An 18147-nucleotide genomic window follows, 5' to 3' on the forward strand; every position below is an offset into this window, starting at 1 on the left:
ATCGTCTACCGAGATCCTTATTCACGGTTCAGCCAGGGCAGGCCTGCTGGATCTTTCGATCGCGCGCCTGGACCCCTGGACGCCGCCGTATCGGGCGATATCAACCGGGTGCGATATCAACCGGGTGCGCTAACGCGCCACCGACGCGGGGCCAGTTGATCGGCCGACCGGTGACGGAGCCGGCCCGTCGAGTTCGGGGAGGGGAGCGCTCTCGATCACACGGATGGCACCCGGAGCGGAACCGTCCTCATCGTCATCGCGATCGCTCAGCATCACGTCGTCATCGTCGTTGTCGACCATGACCACCTCGCTGCGCTGAACGCTGCCGAGCTCGATCCCCTCGGCGTCCAGCGCCGCCCGGACGCGCTCGCGCAGCGCGCGCGCGACATCCCACTGTTTAAGCGGCTGGGTCTTGGCGACCACCCGCAACGCGTACCCATCAGCGGTCATCGATTCCATGCCCCATATCTCGGGTTCGGCGATGATGATGGTGGCGAACTCCGGTTCCGCCCAGAGTTTGTCCGCGGTCGTCTTGAGAATCCGCTTGGCCTTGGCGACGTCGGTGTCGTAGTCCAGCGGGATGTCGAGCACCGTACGGGCCCATTGCTGGCCTTTGTTGCCCACCCGTGCGATCTCGCCGTTACGGACGTACCAGACCGTACCTTCGATGTCGCGCAGTCGTGTGACCCGCAGGCTCACCGCCTCGACGTTCCCGCTGACCGGTCCGACATCGATGACGTCGCCCACGCCGTACTGGTCCTCGAGCAGCATGAAGATGCCCGACAGGAAGTCCCGGACAAGATTCTGCGCGCCGAAACCAACAGCGACGCCAACCACTCCGGCGCTGGCCACGATGGGCGCGAGATTGATGTCCAACTCGCCGAGAATGGTCACGAACGCGATCCCGAACACAATCACCGACGTGATGCTGCGCAGCAGGGAACCGACCGTCTCGGCGCGTTGGCGGCGTCGCTCCAGCAGCACAGTGGGATCGCCGAAGGCGCCGAGAAGTATGGCGCGCCCGGACCGGAACAGCCCGCTCGGCCCACCGGCCGCGGCCCGCCGAGTTGTCCGGAAAATGAAGCGATGCAACATCGAGCGAACGAGGAAAGCAATCAGAAGAATCAACAAAATCTTCAGCGGCATGCCAAGAAAGACATTGGCGCCACCGGCGAGATACTCGCTGTGAGTCAGATCAAAAACCGTCCTGCACAGCACACCGGGCTTTTGCCCGCATGCGTTCTGGACCGCACCGAAGATCTGATCAAGACTGGGAGTGATGGGAGCGTCGGACGGGCTCGGGGTCGGCACGGGCGCCGCGGGCGAGGGTGACGCCTCGACCGCCGGAGTCAGTAACGACCCCAACGACTGAGCGAACACAGAGACGGAGTCGGCCACGACCGGATTCAGCTCCTCACAGATAATCGATCCTATAATTGATCTTCAAGCGGGACCGCATCCGCGGGCACCGCACGGTGCCCAGTCTTACCGACGCGCGACAGCCGCGGGCCAAGAGGTCGACGCCCGGAAATAACACGCAGCATCCGAACAGGCACGCAAAGTAGATCAAATGCGGGCAAAGTTGCGCAGTGTGTCAACGATTACCTGACGACAATCGCGAACCCACTCGCGTTCGGGCCCCGAAGGCGGTTGACTGTCTCAGTGTCACCGGTGGCTAGCTTGTGACGGCCGCCACCCGGTAGGGCGAGGAGGTCGGCGCGTGACAGAAGCGCTGGTTCTCAATGCCACGTATGAACCGTTATGCGTGGTCTCACAGAGGCGTGCGCTGGTGCTCGTGCTCACTGAGAAAGCAGTCATGGTCGAGGCCGGAGATCGGGTTCTCCACTCCGTGACGTACACGGTCGAAGTGCCCGTGGTAGTGCGCTTGGCCCGATTCGTCCGCGTGCCGTACCGGTCTCAGGTACCACTCACCCGTAAGGGAGTACTGGCGCGTGACCATCACCGCTGTGTCTACTGCGGTGCGCCTGCGACATCACTGGATCACGTCATCCCCCGCTCTCGTGGGGGCGCGCATGTATGGGAGAACGTGGTGGCGGCCTGCGGCCGCTGCAATCATTTGAAAGCCGACCGGGCTGTAGCCGATCTTGGCTGGCGGCTTCGCACGGCTCCCAGAGCGCCGAGCGGAGCCGCTTGGCGCATTCTTGGCAGCCGCCGGATGGATCCGCGCTGGTCGCGCTACCTCAGCTCGGACGGTGACGAAGCCGCATCCGCCTGACTCCCGCTCCTGCCTCTGCTCCTGCCTCTGCTCCTGGCCGGCCGGCCATGGGGGCGTGGCAACCGCCCGCCCCGCACGCCCCTCAGCACCGGCCCGCGGCCAGTCATCCCCACCACACGATGGGCGCGCAACGCACGATTGCTTCAGCATGCCGTACCTGCCGCTGGTCACCGCCGTGCTGACCAGCGGCAGGGCTTCACCGGCACGGCGGGCGGCGCGTCGCATGGCGGCGAGATCCCACCGGGGGACGCTCCGAGCGACCGCCATCGCGCGGTCCGCCCCAGCGAGCCGAACCTCATGGTCCGTACGGATCCCGTTCCCCGTATCACGCCGACGGCCCGCGATCCGGCGCGCAGAATAGTCAACGTGACTCAGCGACCGTCCATAACCCGCCCGACGGATACCTTCTACGACGCGGTCGGCGGTGAGGAGACGTTCCGCCGGCTGGTGGCCCATTTCTACGCAGGGGTCGCCGAGGACCCGTTGCTACGGCCGCTCTACCCCGACGAAGACCTGTCCGCGGCTCAGGAACGGCTGCGGATGTTCCTCGTCCAGTACTGGGGTGGACCATCGACCTACAGCGATCAGCGTGGTCACCCACGCCTGCGGCTGCGTCATGCCCCCTTCGCGATCGGCCCGGCTCAGCGGGACGCCTGGCTGATCCGCATGCGTGCCGCCGTCGACGAGCTGAAGCTGTCTCCGGAGTACTTTGAGCCGCTGTGGGATTACCTGACGATGGCGGCCAACTCACTGGTCAACCGCCCGGAATGAGCCGGCGGCCCCGGCCCCGGCCTTGGCCCCGATCCAGGCCCTGCCCGGTCTGGTGTTCGGGTGGCCGGGGCCGGCCGCGGTGCACAGCAGCATTACGTCACCGCACCATTACGTCACAGCACCGTCGCGGCCGGACCGCTCAGCCGGACCGACGCGGGGCACGGAAGCCCGAGACGAACGGGATGACCTCGATCACCAGATAGCCCGCCCGCACCAGCGGATCCGCCTCGGCAGCGGCACGGGCCTCGTCCAGCGAGCCGGCCTGGAACAACAGCACCGCCCGCAACCGCGTGCCAGGTTCGGCTGACCCGCCATACAGCACGAGCGACCCGGCGGCCCGAAGCGACTCCAGGTACTCCAGGTGCTCGGCATGCCGCCGGTCATACTCCGCATCCTCACCGGACGATGGATGCGCTCGCCCCTGCGTGAGTACGACCAGTTCGTAGCGGTTCAACGCGGCCATGGCTTTGCTTCGCGGCCAAGCGGTGGAACGACAGGCAACAGGGGCGCTCCTACTCGCGAGTGAGCTTACGGTAGGTCATCCGGTGTGGACGGGCCGCCTCAGCGCCAAGGCGTTCGATCTTGTTGACCTCGTAATCCGCGAAGTTCCCCTCAAACCAGAACCAGCGAGCCGGGTCGGCCTCCGTCCCCTCCCAGGCAAGAGTGTGCGTGGTGACACGATCCAGGAACCACCGGTCATGCGAGATCACAACCGCGCATCCCGGGAACTCCCCCAGCGCGTCCTCCAGCGACCGCAGCGTCTCGACATCAAGATCATTTGTTGGTTCGTCGAGCAGCAGAAGATTGCCGCCCCGCTTGAGGGTCAGCGCAAGGTTCAGCCGGTTACGCTCACCGCCGGACAGCACTCCGACCGGTTTCTGCTGGTCCGGTCCCTTAAAACCGAAGGACGACACGTAGGCCCGGCTCGGCAGCTCGATCTTGCCTACCACGATGTGGTCGAGCCCGTCGGAAACGACCTCCCATACGTTCTTCTTCGGGTCGAGGCCCGCGCGGCTCTGGTCGACGTAGGCGATATCGACCGTCTCACCGATGACCAGCTCGCCGGCATCGGGTGCCACCGCACCGGTCAGCATGGTGAACAGGGTGGTTTTTCCGACACCGTTCGGGCCGATCACGCCGACGATGCCACCACGCGGCAGGGAGAACGACAGATCATCGATGAGGACCCGGTCGCCGAATCCCTTGCGCAGCTTCTTCGCCTCGATCACCATAGCGCCCAGGCGCGGGCCCGGCGGGATCTGGATCTCCTCGAAATCGCGGGGACGGGCCTTGTCCGCCTCGGCCGCCAGCTCCTCATAGCGGGCGAGACGTGCCTTGCTCTTGGCCTGGCGGGCCTTCGGGTTCGACCGCACCCACTCCAGCTCCTGCGCGAGGACGCGCTTACGCTTCGCGTCCTTACCGCCTTCGACCTTGAGGCGGGCGGCCTTCGTCTCCAGGTACGTCGTGTAGTTGCCCTCGTAAGGGTAGGCATTGCCCCGGTCGAGCTCGAGGATCCAGCCAGCGACGTTGTCGAGAAAGTAACGGTCGTGCGTGACCGCGAGAACCGCTCCGGCATAGCGCGCCAGGTGCTGCTCCAGCCAGGCGACGCTCTCAGCGTCGAGATGGTTGGTGGGCTCGTCCAACAGCAGCAGGTCAGGGGCCTCCAGAAGAAGTTTGCACAGCGCGACGCGGCGGCGCTCCCCACCGGAGAGCCTGGTTACGTCGGCATCGCCCGGAGGCAGCCGCAACGCGTCCATCGCCTGATCCAGTTGGCTGTCGAGCTCCCAGGCATTGGCCGCCTCGATCGTGTCGATAAGCGCCGCCTGCTCGGTCAGGAGCACATCGAAGTCGGCGTCGGGCGCAGCCATCTTCTCGTTGATCTCCTCGTACCGCGCGAGGACCCCACGGATCTCCCGGACCGCGTCCTCAACGTTGCCGCGAACGTCTTTTTCCTCGTTGAGCGGTGGTTCCTGCGCGAGCATGCCGACGGTGAAACCGGGGCTCAACGTCGCGTCTCCGTTACTGGGCTGGTCAAGACCAGCCATGATCTTCAACAGCGACGACTTGCCCGCGCCGTTGGGACCGACGACACCGATCTTCGCGCCGGGCAGGAACGACAGGGTGACATCGTCGAGGACGACCTTGTCACCGTGGGCTTTGCGCACCTTGCGCATCTGGAAGACATACTGCGCCATGCGGTCAACCTTACGAGTCGGGCAACCTGACAGGTCAGGCGGCAACGCGGGTCAGGAGCAAACGCGGGTCAGGAACAGGAGTCTCCCCGGTGGGAAGACCGCCGAGGAGCGTTGGATCTTCCCGGCACGGGGGCCACTATCCGCACGGGTGCGACACCAGGGTACGAGCCCGCTTCCCGGCCGTGTCCCGGGAACCTCCTTCCCACAGGACACCGACCATCAACCGACGCTCAGCCGAATGGCCGGCGCAGGCCCCGACCCCACCGCCCCGACCTGGCCGTCGGGGGCCACAACGCTGACACCCGCTCCTCCGTCGACGCGGACCGGAAGGTCCTGACGATCGAAAAAACGCTCGCCGCCACCGGCGGACGGAGTGTAGAACAACGCCAATATCACCGAATGGTCCGTTGCCGCGGATACCTGTGCCGTGGGAGCGGCAATGACCGTGGGAGCGGAACCGAGACCGGCCATCGTCACCCCGTCAGGGCTGACAGTAATCTTTCCGGTCACCGAATGGGACGGATCAACCGGATAGGACACCCGACGCCCATCGGCAGTCATCTCCAACCGGGCCGAGCGGGCCCCCGGCGGAACCGACGCGCGGACGACGACACCGACGCTCGGGCCGTCAACCACCCGCAGGCGCTCCAACCGAGCGGCCGATGATGACGCAAGTGTTCGATTGTATCCCTCCGCTAAGCGGAGCAGGTAGGCGGATCGGTCCGGATGATCGGCAAGAACCGTGAAGTCCGCACGGCCTCGTGACACCGCGTACAAGATTCGCGTGTCCATGCCAGGCGGGTTGGCCACCACCGACGTGGGATGCATGAGAAAGGCCGGATCCGCCGACACCATGACCAGCACCCGCCCAGGTTGAACCGCGACCATGTTCGCAAGATTTCGATCACGTCGGGTGAACGACATATTATCCCCGACCGCGAAAACAATTACAACGACACTCAGCCCGAAGCAGGCAGCGGCGGTAAGCCCACCGATCCGCGGCCGCGCGACAGTGAGATCGACCAATCCCCGAGCCCCGAAGAGAACAAGTGGAATGAGTATCGGCATGAGATAGAAAGGGCCGATATACCGGATTCCACCCCACAGCTCGGCCGCGTTCCAGGCACCCCAGAACACGATGTAACCGAGGATCAGCAGCACCGCGCCGGCCCCGAGCGCTAAGGTCGCCGCGGACAGCCGTCGGCGGATAACCGCCGCGACCGACAACGCCGCCAGGAACACCCCGCCGAACGCCCAGAGACCGAGAAACCACAGATGGTCACCGATCGAGGTGAGCCCCTCAGCCAAGCCGAAACGGTGCGGAGGGTCGCCGGGAAAGAGACGCCGATCCCCGAACCCCAGCTTGTCATCGGGCTCAAGCAGCGCAAAGGGCAATCTGAACGGGTTACCCGTTGCCATGGAGTTATAACCGAGCAATGCGGCAATCGGGACCACCAGCCCCGCGCCGAGCCAACGCAGCAGCCACCGCCGCCGGCCGCGAGCTCCTCGGCTCACCGCCCACAGCACACATGGGCCGAGCATCAGGACGGTGTCGTAGGGCCGGACCGCGGCAGCCAGCCCCATCGCCAGCCCTGCCGCGGCAAGCGGCGCCCCGCGCCTGGTCCGCAGCCCCCGTAGCAGCCCGACAAGCACGCATTCATACAGCACAAGGACTGGCAGATAGGACAAGAGCAACGCGCTGTGCAGGATGATCAAAGGTGACAGCGCCAGCAGCCAGGCCGCGACGGCGGCGACCCGCCGATCGTCCAGCAGCTCGATGCCGGCATGGTAAGTGACCCCCACCGCGGCAGCGGCGAGGAGCCCGAGCCCCACGGCGGTGCCACCGGTGAGCACGAGACTCAACGCGTACAGCCCAGCAACCACAGGGGTGTACTTCAGGACGTAGTGGCCGTCAACGACCGCCGCCAGCCACGGTGCGTAGGAGGCGGCCGACCGCGGAGCCGGCGGAAACAGATGGCCATCCGCCAGCGTCTGGGCTTGCAGTCGGTAGAGGGCCTCGTCATTGTTGATCGACAAATACGGAAACAGGTAACGATTGATCACGATTGCCGCGACCGCGCTGAGCAGAGCCGCGACCACCACCGTCCGCCCCGGCACAGACACCGCGACCAAACGCGACCGCAAAATCACCAATGGCTGTCGCCCTGCCGCTCGTGGGATGGGCGAGGTGGCGGGCGGAGAATCGAGGCGGCCATTCGGCTCGTCCGAGCCGGGCAGACTCCTCCTACCGCCCGCTCCCCCGGATCCCGAACCGTCGCCAAGGCTTGCCAGCCCGTCGACGCGCCCACCCGGCACCTGAATGGAAGCCGGCATATCGGCGCCCCGCGCGCTGGTCACGGGCTGACGCTACCCACCGGCCGGACCCGGGCCGGGCCTGCACCCACCTCCTGGCCGTTTCGACAACGGTGGGCGCCCGAGCCACCGGCAACCCGCGGACCGCCGACTACCGTGACATCACACCGCCGCCGGACGCTGAGCCGGGATGACAGAAGGCGAGCCGTCGGGCTCCAGCGCCGTTGGCATCCCGCCGGGCACTGACCCGCTGAGAAACTCGTCCGCGCCCGCATGGGTGAAACCCCCGTCATGATACTCGGCACCGGTTCCGACGCCGGTCTGGCCATTGTGCACATCAGCCCTGCCTTCCTCGGCGAGGGGCTCGCATCCCAGCATGTTCCCGTCGCCTTCCGTAACCTCTGTGCTCTCTGCGCTCCCTGTGCTCTCCCGGTTCACGCGGACGACCCGCCGGACCGCGGCCGACTGGCGGGTCAGGTCAACCGCGACCGCGTCCGCATCCACTTCGTAGACGACTCGGCGGCTTCCGTCCTGGGTCTCGAACGACCTCTGGCGGAGTCGCCCGACCACGAGCGTCCTGTCCCCTTTGTGCAGCGAAGCGCCGACATTCTCAGCCAGGTGACGCCAGCAGGTGACGGTGACAAAGACGGTATGACCGTCCACCCAGCGGTTCTGCGACCGGTCAAACCGGCGCGAGGTGCTGGCCAGGCGCAGGGAGCAGACAGAGTTCCCATTCTGCGTGCATCGCACGTCAGGGTCGTCAACGAGGTTGCCGAGCAGCGTGACCGATGCTTCGATCATGGTCCCTCCAGGATCATGGTTGCTGACCTGCTTCCGTGGCGGACGGTCCGGCGGAACCCAGCGATGGCGATTGCCGTCTCGTCTCATGTCACACTGTGACCGTTGGCGACCGGTTCGACCTGTTCCCGCGATCAACTGTGGACAACGGGATGCCCCTCCACAGCGGTGACGCCAGCGGCGTGCACAACAGACCCATGTTGTGTCACATTGGACTTTTCCAGATGGCCGCCTCGACAAAGAGATCATCACGGTGACAGACGCAACCAGCTGACGACGGTGGAGCACGCTTCTGTCTCTGTCGGTAACCAGTTGACACGGGACCCGCGACGATCGATTATTCCCCCGCAGCCTGGGTCAGAACCGCGCTGCGCGTTCGCTCCGGGCGACAAGCACAATAGGCGGTAAGCGCCCGTAGCTCAGCGGATAGAGCGAGTGCCTTCTAAGCACTGGGTCGCAGGTTCGATCCCTGCCGGGCGCACGAGCCGGTTGAGTGCGCTCGTCGACCTTCGGTTGGCTTCGTCACCAGCCGCGCTGTCTGCCGGGGGGCCAAACTCCCCGAACCCTCCACGATCACAGACGCCGTCCCGACACTGATCGGGACGGCGTCTGTGTAGCAACGGGTACAGCAACAGCCGTCAGAGTCGGGGCTCGGTCAGGTGGCTGTCGAGCTTGCCCAGTGCACGCCGTTTCTCCCCCATCGACGCATGCGCGTAGATCGTCATCGTGACCTCGATCGCCGAGTGGCCCGCGATGTCCCGGACGATGTGCGGCGGCACGTCAAGATCCAAACTGGTAGGCAGAAATGTTCGTACCGCGTCGAGTTCCTCGGCGGAGCCTTGGTCGATTCCGGGTCAGAGCGAGACTCGGTGAGGTGACGTCCGACGGTCGGGACTGTCCCGGTCCTCTGGGCGCGGGAGGGTCTGCCGGGGAACCGGCCGCGTCCAGGGCACTGACGTGTCACTGCATGATCGGCTTTCGCCGACCCTGGACCCGTCCGGCCCCCGGCAGATCAGGCGCCTACCAGAGGAACGGAAGAAAAAGTGCCCCTATGTCCTTCGTCATGCCAGGTCCGGAGGCCGGGAGCCCCGGCGGGGCCACGAAGAAGGTAACGGGGGAGAAACGAACGACCGCGACGACCGATCAGGACGGTTGGGTCTGCGCGGGAACCCTGCGGTACGAGGCGAGGTCGGGCGGGGTGCCGGCAAGGCCGTGCCCGGGATCGCCCGGAACACCAACACGACCTCGACATCCCCGAGCGCTTCGATGAACACCGCGTCGGTAGGAATCCTGACGGCGGTCCGGGCGAGGTCGAACGGGTCGGCACCCGGCTTGACGGTCATCTCGTAGTAGCCGTGGCCGGGAGTGTCGAGGCGAACGAAGGGTTGTCCGTCCGAGGGGTCGCGCGGCGGGTCATAGGCAGGCGGAATGATGGGCATTGGGTCTCGCTCCCTTGTCTGTGAAGGGTCGGGATCAAGGTCCCGGTGTGGTGTTCGAGCACCCACCGGGACCACTTACCGCGACTGGACGATCGTCCAGCCATGAGAAACGATATCCACACTCTGGACGGTCGTCCAGTAATGTCGGGCTATGTCGGATCACCTCATGGGCGCGGCGGAGATCGCGCAGCGGCTCGGAGTAGGCCGCACGCGAGTGAACCAGCTGCTGAAGGAAGACCCGACCTTCCCGAAACCGACCGCCACCCTGGCAGCCGGCCACATCTGGAACACCGAAGACGTAGAAGCATGGATTGCCGAACACCGGCCCTCCACCGATGACCGGACCTGACCGTCATCACGCCGCAGCCCCCGTCTCCGGGAGCCCCCGGAGCCGATCCACGTAGGCAACAAGCGCCGCCCGCGGGATGCGCCGTGCCCGGCCGATCCGGACGGATTCGAGCTGTCCGGCGTTGAGCAGCTCGTAGACAGTGGTGCGGCTGACGCCGAGCAGGTCGGCGGCTTCCGTGGTCGTGAGAAGAAGCGTGTGCACGGTTCCTCCTGTGATTGCTGTGATTGTCAGGGTCGGGTTCAGGCCGCGCGGGGCATGCCGGGGTCGGCTGCCGAAACCGGGCCGGGATGCCCGCGGGCCGTCCGTGCGGCACGTGCCGCGTCCAACTGGGCGCGTCAGTGGTGACGGTCCGCGACTGCGCGCAGGAGGAGATGTTCCCGACGTAGGGCGGCCGGATCACCCGGTCGGACGCGCCGCCCTGACCGCCGCGTGCCTCGTTGCCGGTGTGGCCGAGGACCGCGAGCTGTTCCCGGACCCACGTCTTGCGATCTTCCCGATGGTCGGTGAGGGTCTTACCGGACCGCTTCCGGCTGACGAGCACGCGGCGGCCGCCGAAACCGAGGGTTTCCCGCCGGTGGGCCTTGCCCGTGCACCGCCCCGGCACCAGCCCGGCCTTCGGGTTCTTCGGCTGCACGCCGTAGCGCAGCCAGTTCGCGCACGTCGGCGCGCACGGCTCGAACCGCAGGGCGTCGGCAAGCCGCTCGACATGCGCCCGCTGCGCGTCGGTGGTGACGTCGTGACAGGTATCCAACGACTTGGTCGGATACCTGGTCAGGTAGCCGATCAACCGGCCGGTGTTGCGGCTGGTGGCGGTCACCCCGTCCGCGCGGACCTGCACCCCGAACCGGACCACAGGCGACCTACGCGATCATGCTGGCCACCGCCAGTATCGGCAGATTCCGGCCACAGCCCGTGTCCGTTGGGCCTGGATGCCTGGCTGCCCGCGAGTTCCCGGCGGCCGAATTTCCGGCCGGCCACTCTGGCGGTCCAGAGCTGCTTCAGCACGCCGCCCGGCCTGTCGATGCGACCCATCACCTCCGTGGACACCCTCCGTCGCCGAACATGGGCGTGAGGTCGAGTCCAGGTCAATCGACACACCCATGCCTTGCATAGAATATCTCCTTGATGTAATACTGCCGCGGTGGACATTGACTGGCCCGAGGACTTCGGCCGGTGGCTCGACCGCCTCGAGGAGGAGGCGCGTGCAGGCGACGAAGGCTCGCGTCTCCTGCTGGCCTACGCCGCTCGTGCCCTCGACCAGTTGCGGAACCTGACAGATCCGCCCACCCGGGACAGCGAAACGGCCACCCTGCGCTGGGTACGGCAGTCCCGCCGCTACCCGCTCTGGCGGGTCTCGCACGCCTACGACCCACGGGTAGCTGTCCGGCTGATCTGCTGGTTTCCTCCCGGGACCGGCACCGTGGTCGTCACGCTGTTCGCCGCCGACAAGGCCAGGTTGGGAGACGTCTTCTACGACGGAGCAGCCGCCAGAGCCGACCCCCTGATCGACCAGTGGAAGCGCGAGACCTCCTACGAGGAGAAGCCATGACAGAGAACGCCCCGCAGCTGCCGTCGAAGTTCGTCCGTGGCAACGACCACCTAAACCGGCTTCTAGCCGACCCCCAGCTCGCCGCCGACGTCGCCGAGGCCCACGTGGCGGCCGAGGAGATGGACCGGGTCCACGCCATGAACCTGGCGATGATCCGCAAGGCCGCGCAGATGACCCAGACAGAGGTCGCCAAGAAGCTCGGCGTCGGCCAGGCCGCTGTCTCGCGCCTCGAAAGCCGCGAGGACATGCTCCTGTCCACCCTCTACGACTACCTCACCGCCACCGGCGCCGACGCCGCCAGCATCGTCGTCACCGTCCACGGACGCCGCATCGAACTCGACCTCGGCATCATCCACGGCGCCCGGACCGCCTGACGACACGGACACCTCGACTGCGCGCGCCGAGACAGGGAGACGTGGGCCCGCGGGCGACGAACCAGCTCCACACCAGGAACGGCTACCCGACGTGGGGGCGGTTACGGGGAGCGCCCACCTGCGTCCGGCGCTCGATCAGGGCGCAGATCGGGAACGTTGTGGGCGGGCCTCGGTCCGGACGTGCCAGAAGGCCGCCGACGGTCCGCTCGGGTGATCGCCCGCGTCATGGCCGGCGCGAGCCCGGCCGTCGACCACCGTGTGTGGGTATCTCATGGCGGTCGACGGGGGATCCAAACACGGAAGCAATCGCTGGGTGCGGAAGAACCGAGACGCCAGCCGCCCACGGACACGGGGTTCAGGGCCGTGCCTCCACCAGCTTGCTCTCTGAAAGCGCGGCAGCGAAGCCCCCGAGGAAGTGAGCCTGCAGGACCCCGTACTCGGCGTTGAGCGGGCGTGGGAATTCCAGCCTGAAGCGACGCACGTCCTGCCGTTCAACATCGGCCACGACGGCGGGGCGGGCAACCCGCCTGGTGCCGAGGGGCGGTCGGCGACGGCATACCTGTGGGAGCGGGTCTGGGAGAAGAACGCCTGGCTCACCATCATCGGACGGCTGATGATCGTGGAGACCAGGGAGGAGTGGGACGTTACGGCGGGGACGTCGGTGCGGCGCGCCAGCATGCTCTTCCCGCGGTTCCACCAGTGGGAGGGCGTGACGACCATCGTCGACGCCGTGCGAGAGGAGGGCGTCGGCAACCGGTACCTGATCGAGCACTCGGCCGGGTCGGGGAAGACGAACACGATCGTCTGGACCGCGCACCGGCTGGCGCGGCTGCACGTGGACGACGAGAAGGTCTTCGACTCGGTCATCGTGGTCGTGGACCGGACGGTGCTCGACGGGCAGCTCCAAGAGCCGCTCACCCCCGACCATAGACGCAGGTGGGAAGCGGGTCGCTGGTGGTGCCGGTTCAGCCCAGCTCTGGTGTAGCAGCGGCTGTGTACGTCCGCGGACGACTGCAGACACCGGTGCGACGCCGCGATCTGGACCAGCCTTGATACCGGGCGCACCCAAGATCATAGTCAAGGACGTGAGCTGCGAGAACGAGTTCGCGCACGATTCTGACGGCGGACGATGGCCGCATCGTACGCCGCTGGTCACAGCGGCCATGGGCCGTCAGAGCGAACCGAGGAACCCCAGGGCAGACATGCGGTGTACGCGACGACCATGGGCAGTGTCGGTCACGTCTTGGGTACAACCTCCTCGATTCGAGGCAGGAGCAGAGTCCGATACGGCGAGGCATGTCCAGGTCCTCACCGACGGCTCCGGGTCGCCCCTTCAAGGATCTTGGCGATGTCCTCGACGGAATCGATGGCGCCGGAGGCGATGCTCATCATGAGGTCGTAGGCTTCATCGTTGGTCAGCGTCAGGCGACGGCCGTTGACACCGTAGAAGGCGATCAGACCGGCGAGCGCGAGCCGCTTGTTCCCATCGACGAGGGCATGGTTGCGAGCCAGCGAATGCAGGAGCGCGGCGGCCTTGCCGTCCAGAGAGGGATAGGCGTCACGGCCGAACACCGTCGCCCGCGGGCGCGCGAGAGCGGATTCGAGCAGGCCGTGGTCCCTGACCACCGGTTCGGAGCCGATGGCCCGCTCGGCGATGTACAACAGTTCGCGAAGCGTCAGATAGATCATTCGCCGAGCCGACGGAGCGCCTCCGCGTACCGAGGCAGCTCCTCGTCCAACACCTGATCCAGCAACTCCGCCCGGCTGTGCGCCTCGACGTATTCGCGGATCGCCTGCCGCGCGATCTCCTGCATCGACCGCTGTTCCAGCTCAGAGCGCAGACGCAGAGCCTCTGCCTCATCATCCGTCAAGCGCAGTGTCATCGCCACAACCTCACGGTATCACCATTGATACCATCGTGGGGTCTCACAGCGTGGTCGCGGCGATCGACTCCTAGCCGATCTTCCTGGCGTTAGCGTTGCCGGCGTAGCCGGCCCGACGGATCTTCGCATGGGCAGGTTCGATGGAGACGGTCGGGCCGTTGACCTGCAGGTTTAGGTTCGCATTAGTGCTGGTTGGGTGCACTCGGGGATCAAGCCCGTATGCTGGGCCTTTCGATCCCCTTGTCATGCCTGCCAGGCGGCCGAGCCCCCCGGAACCCCCATATGTAGCAACGGGTGCGGCAACGGCTGTCAGGGTCGGGGCTCGGTCAGGTGGCTATCGAGCTTGCCCAGCGCACGCCGCTTCTCCCCCATCGACGCATGCGCGTAGATCGTCATCGTGACCTCGATCGCCGAGTGGCCCGCGATGTCCCGGACGATGTGCGGCGGCACACCAAGATCCAACAATAGCGTGACGCAGGTATGGCACAGCCCGTGGAACACCACGCCGTCGAGACCGGCCGCGCACCGTAGCGGCATCCAGAACCGCCGCAGGCTGTCGGGTTCGATCGGTGTCCCGATCGTCGTCGTGAACACGTGGTCCGTCGTGACCCATCGTTCGCCGGCCGCCGCACGCTCGGCGTTGTGGAGCTTGCGATGTTCCGCGAGCGCATCCGTGACCAGGCCCAGGAGCGGCAGGGTCCGTTCGGAATCCTCCGTCTTCGGCGGGAACAGCCGCAGTTCCCCGCCGACCCGCAGGAGTGTGTGACGAACCGTCAGGGTCTCCGGTCGGTGTCGATGTCCGACCACTGGAGACCAAGGAGCTCCCCGCGACGCGTTCGGTACCGAAGCGGATGTGTGCCGTGCCGCCGGACTCGGTGATCTGGTCTGTGCTCAGCGCGGCGATGCGAGAGAGTTGCTGGCCGAAGAGCAGCAGCAGGGCCCCGGCGACGCGGTCGGTGCGCTCGAGGGTGCCGTCGTGCAGGAGCCGGGTGAGTAGCGTGATGCGTTCGGTCTCGCTGGTCGCCGGTCCGGTCCGCCGCGGCCGGGGCGGGACGTTCATTCGCTGGATGTGACCGCGATCGGCCGCCCAGTCGAGGAAGTCGCGGATGTCGGCGGCGGCGGGACCGGTTGTGGTCAGCCAGATCTCGATGGTGGCCTGGTCGAGGCTGGTGGGCGTCGTGTCGCGGTCGTAGAGCCAGCCGAGGAAGCGGATCGCGAGGTGCACCCTGGTCTCGGCGTGTTGGGTCCAGGGCCGTGGGCCGTGGGCCGTGGGCCGTGGGCCGTGGGCCGTGGGCCGTGGGCCGTGGGCCGTGGGCCGTGGCGATGCTAAAGGGAGCACATTCGGGTTCTATTCCCGCCACGCCCTTCACAAGATCAGGATTTCCGGCCGGAGCGGCGGTGAAGGTTGAGCGCTGCCGGGGTCTGTGGATGCCTGTGACCGCCAGGCCGTAATGAGACGTCGGGCTTCCCGGGATGGAGACCACGTGTGTGGTACGGCCGGAGGCAGGCAAGGCTCCTACACCGGCTGCATGAGCGTGCGCGAGGAAGCACATCGGCTGCTTGACGCGCTGCCGGAGGACCGGCTACCCGAAGCCGTGGAGCTGCTGCGGCAGTGGGCTGCCGTGGAGCGCGGCGAGCGCCCCCGTCGTCAGTTCCGTACGACGGCTCTCTTCGACGGCGAACCAGATCTGGGCGAGCGCGCCAAGGAAGGCATGCGCGAGGCCTGGGGTGACGAGAACCGCCGCAGCGCGTGATCGTCGTCGACACCGGCCCCGTGCTGGCGCTCGCCAACCGCAAGGACGACCATCACCGGCAATGCGTCGACCTGCTCCAGAACTTTCCCGGGCCGCTTCTGCTCCCAGCCCCGCTCCTCTCCGAGATCGGCTACCTGCTCTTCAGCCGGGCCGGAACGAAGGCCGAGGCCGACTTTCTGCGCGATGTGGCGGACGGTGTCTACGAGCTGGTGCCCGTCACGCCTGCCGACGCCCGTCAGGCCGCCGTTCTGGTCGAACGGCATGCGAGTCTTCCACTGGGCACCGCCGACGCCTTCGTCGTCGCGGTCGCTGAGAACTTCCAGGCGGTGCACATCGCGACGCTGGATCGCCGCCACTTCAGCGTGCTCCGTCCAAGCCACGTCCCCGCCTTCACTCTGCTGCCGTAGCCTTGGCGTTTGTATTGTCGGCGTAGCCGGCCTCGCGGATCTTCGCATGGGCAGGTTCAATGGACACGGCCGGGTCGTTGACCTGCAGGTTCAGGTTCGCATGAGAGCGACCGGCAATAGCGGTGTGGATCAAGGGGCGGGATTGGGGTGCGTGCGTCGCGAGGCGGAGGCGGAGGCGGAGGCGGGAACAATGCCATCACCTTGAGCTTGATCGCTGACGGTAAGCGCGCCCGAAGCCGGTGACGGTTGGTGACGGTGTTCGGGATGTCGCGACTCGCGACCCCGGCCAACGGCCAGTCTGATTCGAACACCAACTGTGCCGCCTCGTCTTTGTACTCCTGCGTGTGCTTCCGAGGTGCTGCCCCCATGACGCCTCTTCCTCTCGGGCAGTGGACTTCAGGTCCGCTGTCCACGGAACCGGGACCGCTCCAGAGCGGACTCTCGCTGTCCGGCCGGGCCGCCACAGGCTCAGCGGCCCATACCGAACCCCGCACAGGTCCTGCCGGAGCGAGATATCCGCCCGTCTCCTCACCAGGAATTGGATCCGATGTGACGGCATGACTGGGCACGTTCGCAGCCGCTTCGATCGGCCTCATGTTTCAAAGCGGTAACTAATCGATGACGAGACCACCGATAATCGACGGAATACCATCCAGGTAACGGAACAACCGAATCACCGCAACCTTCCAGAGCAACCTCACAAGGATGCCCGGGACGTTGGCCGGCCTCACACCGGCTGCCCGGAGAGCAGCGACACCGCGGTACGCCGAGGCCAGCACCTGCACCTTCGGACAGGCCTGGACGATCCGCCATGCCCTGGCACTCCTCCGCACGCCCGCTGTCACCACGGCGTCTCGCGGGAATCCCGCCATCCGGCCGTCGGCCCCGGCCACGGCGGGCATTCAGACCCATGGACTTTCCGGTCAGAATGGCCACGCCGAGCACCTGTCAACATACGTGAAGCGCGACCAGCCCGGCAGCCGGGCTGGCGGATAGAATCGTCCGGGTGGCTGCAACCAACGCTCACAACGAACGCGAGGTGTGATGTGGCAAGCGAAAAGAACCGACTTCCCATGAATGCTGAAGGCCCCTTCTTCGTCGACTCCGAATGCACTGACTGCGAAAACTGCCGCGGCGTTGCCCCGGATTTCTTCAAGCGCGATGACGCTCGCGAGGTCTACTACATATGCCGGCAGCCGTCGTCCGAGGAGGAAGAGGAGATGTTGTTGCAGGCCCTGGAGTTCTGCCCGGCTGAGGCAATCGGGCGGATCGCGGCGTAACCCACCGCGAACCACGAAAGTCGTGATCACGCTCTTCTCGCGGCGGGGTTCCTGTGATCGGACGGCTCCACGGAACCCCGACCGAGATCGTTAACAGCCGAGCCACGACCGGCCGCGACAGAACCGTCACAGCACGACTCGGCAGGCATACACCGCGCCCCGGCAAGCCGGCCGTACTCCAGCTGGCGCACATAGCAGCTGATAATGGATCCAGCCCACCACTCCCTCGAACACATACAATAAAAATATTGAACCATTATTACCAATAAAATAGCATTTGCCCGAATCGGCCAGCGGGGCAGCCGACCCGGCCACCCGCCGATAAATACCCAAAAACAACGTCGCCCCGGAAAGCCACGCCGTAATGTGGGACCCTCATCTTTCGAGGAGGGGCGTTGTCCACAACTCCGGGGAAGCCACCCGCACGCCAGGCTTCGCCAGATCAACAGGGGCTCTACGACCGCATACTGGGCCGACCGCTCGGACCCCTGGCGGAGCTCGCCGGGCTACGAGACAGCCATCCGATGGTGGACTCGATTGTCGATGAAATCAATGGCCGCCGGATTCGCATAGGCGATCATTGGCTGTCGGATTTTGCATCCTGCAACTATCTTGGTTTCGATGTAAACTCAGAGATCATTGCGATGGTGCCGGAGTACCTGACCAAGTGGGGTACCCATCCGAGCTGGTCACGTATGATCGCCCATCCACGGCTGTTCACCGAGATCGAAGAAGAACTCACCGAGCTCCTCGGCGCCGAAGACAGCCTCACGATTCCCACGATCACGCACATCCATAT

General features: G+C 66.1%; 18 protein-coding genes, 1 tRNA gene and 5 pseudogenes. 11 read left to right on the forward strand and 13 right to left on the reverse strand.

What is annotated here, in order from left to right; all coding sequences use genetic code 11:
• Positions 1-129: 129 nt before the first annotated feature.
• Entirely contained in the window at positions 130-1398 is a 1269-nt protein-coding gene (locus MJ777_RS10005; protein ID WP_239375484.1) for a mechanosensitive ion channel family protein, read from the reverse strand.
• Between the two features lie 322 nt (positions 1399-1720).
• Here MJ777_RS10005 and MJ777_RS10010 point away from each other — a divergent pair, with 322 nt between their 5' ends.
• Both MJ777_RS10010 and MJ777_RS10015 read left to right on the forward strand, forming a co-directional pair.
• Positions 1721-2236 (forward strand): HNH endonuclease, encoded by a 516-nt coding sequence (locus MJ777_RS10010; protein ID WP_239310913.1) that lies wholly within the window; start codon positions 1721-1723, stop codon positions 2234-2236.
• A 357-nt stretch (positions 2237-2593) separates the two neighbouring features.
• Positions 2594-3007 carry a globin gene (locus MJ777_RS10015; RefSeq protein WP_239310922.1) on the forward strand — a complete coding sequence of 138 codons (414 nt, stop codon included), beginning with the start codon at positions 2594-2596 and terminating at the stop codon, positions 3005-3007.
• A gap of 139 nt (positions 3008-3146) precedes the next feature.
• On the opposite strand, the gene MJ777_RS10020 is transcribed toward MJ777_RS10015, so the two are convergent.
• From MJ777_RS10020 to ssb, 4 genes are all read right to left on the reverse strand, one after another.
• Positions 3147-3470 (reverse strand): YciI family protein, encoded by a 324-nt coding sequence (locus MJ777_RS10020; protein ID WP_239310912.1) that lies wholly within the window; start codon positions 3468-3470, stop codon positions 3147-3149.
• A 49-nt stretch (positions 3471-3519) separates the two neighbouring features.
• On the reverse strand, positions 3520-5202 hold the full coding sequence (gene ettA / locus MJ777_RS10025) for an energy-dependent translational throttle protein EttA (RefSeq protein ID WP_239375486.1): 1683 nt from the start codon (positions 5200-5202) through the stop codon (positions 3520-3522).
• A gap of 219 nt (positions 5203-5421) precedes the next feature.
• Positions 5422-7326, reverse strand: a complete 1905-nt coding sequence (locus MJ777_RS10030) for a hypothetical protein (protein ID WP_239310910.1) — start codon at positions 7324-7326, stop codon at positions 5422-5424.
• Positions 7327-7677: 351 nt separating this feature from the next.
• Positions 7678-8316 (reverse strand): single-stranded DNA-binding protein, encoded by a 639-nt coding sequence (gene ssb, locus MJ777_RS10035; RefSeq protein WP_239310909.1) that lies wholly within the window; start codon positions 8314-8316, stop codon positions 7678-7680.
• Between the two features lie 405 nt (positions 8317-8721).
• Here ssb and MJ777_RS10040 point away from each other — a divergent pair.
• A tRNA-Arg gene (locus MJ777_RS10040) sits at positions 8722-8794 on the forward strand.
• Positions 8795-8951: 157 nt separating this feature from the next.
• On the opposite strand, the pseudogene MJ777_RS10045 reads toward MJ777_RS10040, so the two are convergent.
• A pseudogene (locus tag MJ777_RS10045) lies at positions 8952-9104 on the reverse strand (site-specific integrase); the annotation flags it as partial.
• A 270-nt stretch (positions 9105-9374) separates the two neighbouring features.
• Complete coding sequence (locus tag MJ777_RS10050) at positions 9375-9752, reverse strand: hypothetical protein (RefSeq protein ID WP_239346164.1); 378 nt, start codon at positions 9750-9752, stop codon at positions 9375-9377.
• Positions 9753-9918: 166 nt separating this feature from the next.
• On the opposite strand from MJ777_RS10050, the gene MJ777_RS10055 reads away from it, so the two are divergent.
• Positions 9919-10101: an AlpA family transcriptional regulator gene (locus MJ777_RS10055; protein WP_239346163.1), complete on the forward strand. Its 183-nt coding sequence runs from the start codon at positions 9919-9921 to the stop codon at positions 10099-10101.
• Between the two features lie 6 nt (positions 10102-10107).
• On the opposite strand, the gene MJ777_RS10060 is transcribed toward MJ777_RS10055, so the two are convergent.
• Both MJ777_RS10060 and MJ777_RS10065 read right to left on the reverse strand, forming a co-directional pair.
• Positions 10108-10302, reverse strand: coding sequence for a helix-turn-helix domain-containing protein (locus tag MJ777_RS10060; RefSeq protein ID WP_239346162.1), 195 nt, complete (start codon positions 10300-10302; stop codon positions 10108-10110).
• A 38-nt stretch (positions 10303-10340) separates the two neighbouring features.
• Positions 10341-10954: pseudogene (locus MJ777_RS10065) on the reverse strand (replication initiator); the annotation flags it as partial.
• Between the two features lie 288 nt (positions 10955-11242).
• Between MJ777_RS10065 and MJ777_RS10070 the strand changes: the two are divergent.
• The 3 genes and pseudogenes from MJ777_RS10070 to MJ777_RS10080 form a co-directional block, all read left to right on the forward strand.
• The gene (locus MJ777_RS10070) at positions 11243-11650 is read left to right on the forward strand and encodes a hypothetical protein (protein ID WP_239346161.1); all 408 of its coding nucleotides are present in this window, start codon (positions 11243-11245) and stop codon (positions 11648-11650) included.
• Complete coding sequence (locus tag MJ777_RS10075; RefSeq protein ID WP_239313898.1) at positions 11647-12024, forward strand: helix-turn-helix domain-containing protein; 378 nt, start codon at positions 11647-11649, stop codon at positions 12022-12024. Before MJ777_RS10070 ends, MJ777_RS10075 begins: the two co-directional genes overlap by 4 nt.
• A gap of 469 nt (positions 12025-12493) precedes the next feature.
• Positions 12494-12940 (forward strand): annotated as a pseudogene (locus MJ777_RS10080) (DEAD/DEAH box helicase family protein); the annotation flags it as partial.
• Between the two features lie 392 nt (positions 12941-13332).
• Here MJ777_RS10080 and MJ777_RS10085 read toward each other — a convergent pair.
• From MJ777_RS10085 to MJ777_RS10095, 3 genes and pseudogenes are all read right to left on the reverse strand, one after another.
• Positions 13333-13713: a type II toxin-antitoxin system death-on-curing family toxin gene (locus MJ777_RS10085; RefSeq protein ID WP_239336282.1), complete on the reverse strand. Its 381-nt coding sequence runs from the start codon at positions 13711-13713 to the stop codon at positions 13333-13335.
• On the reverse strand, positions 13710-13907 hold the full coding sequence (locus MJ777_RS10090) for a ribbon-helix-helix protein, CopG family (protein WP_239346158.1): 198 nt from the start codon (positions 13905-13907) through the stop codon (positions 13710-13712). The genes MJ777_RS10085 and MJ777_RS10090 overlap by 4 nt, the downstream gene beginning before the upstream one ends.
• A gap of 309 nt (positions 13908-14216) precedes the next feature.
• A pseudogene (locus MJ777_RS10095) lies at positions 14217-14740 on the reverse strand (site-specific integrase); the annotation flags it as partial.
• Positions 14741-15436: 696 nt separating this feature from the next.
• Between MJ777_RS10095 and MJ777_RS10100 the strand changes: the two are divergent.
• Positions 15437-15661 carry a hypothetical protein gene (locus tag MJ777_RS10100; protein WP_239375488.1) on the forward strand — a complete coding sequence of 75 codons (225 nt, stop codon included), beginning with the start codon at positions 15437-15439 and terminating at the stop codon, positions 15659-15661.
• Positions 15658-16068, forward strand: coding sequence for a type II toxin-antitoxin system VapC family toxin (locus tag MJ777_RS10105; RefSeq protein WP_239312271.1), 411 nt, complete (start codon positions 15658-15660; stop codon positions 16066-16068). Before MJ777_RS10100 ends, MJ777_RS10105 begins: the two co-directional genes overlap by 4 nt.
• A gap of 611 nt (positions 16069-16679) precedes the next feature.
• Here MJ777_RS10105 and MJ777_RS10110 read toward each other — a convergent pair.
• Positions 16680-16961, reverse strand: coding sequence for a hypothetical protein (locus tag MJ777_RS10110; protein WP_239375490.1), 282 nt, complete (start codon positions 16959-16961; stop codon positions 16680-16682).
• A gap of 180 nt (positions 16962-17141) precedes the next feature.
• On the opposite strand from MJ777_RS10110, the gene MJ777_RS10115 reads away from it, so the two are divergent.
• A complete protein-coding gene (locus tag MJ777_RS10115; protein ID WP_239312275.1) occupies positions 17142-17348 on the forward strand; it encodes a ferredoxin in 207 nt (68 codons plus the stop codon).
• A 524-nt stretch (positions 17349-17872) separates the two neighbouring features.
• Positions 17873-18147 (forward strand): annotated as a pseudogene (locus tag MJ777_RS10120) (pyridoxal phosphate-dependent aminotransferase family protein); the annotation flags it as partial.

The organism is Protofrankia sp. Cj5, from assembly GCF_917627405.1.
Lineage (GTDB): Bacteria > Actinomycetota > Actinomycetes > Frankiales > Frankiaceae > Protofrankia.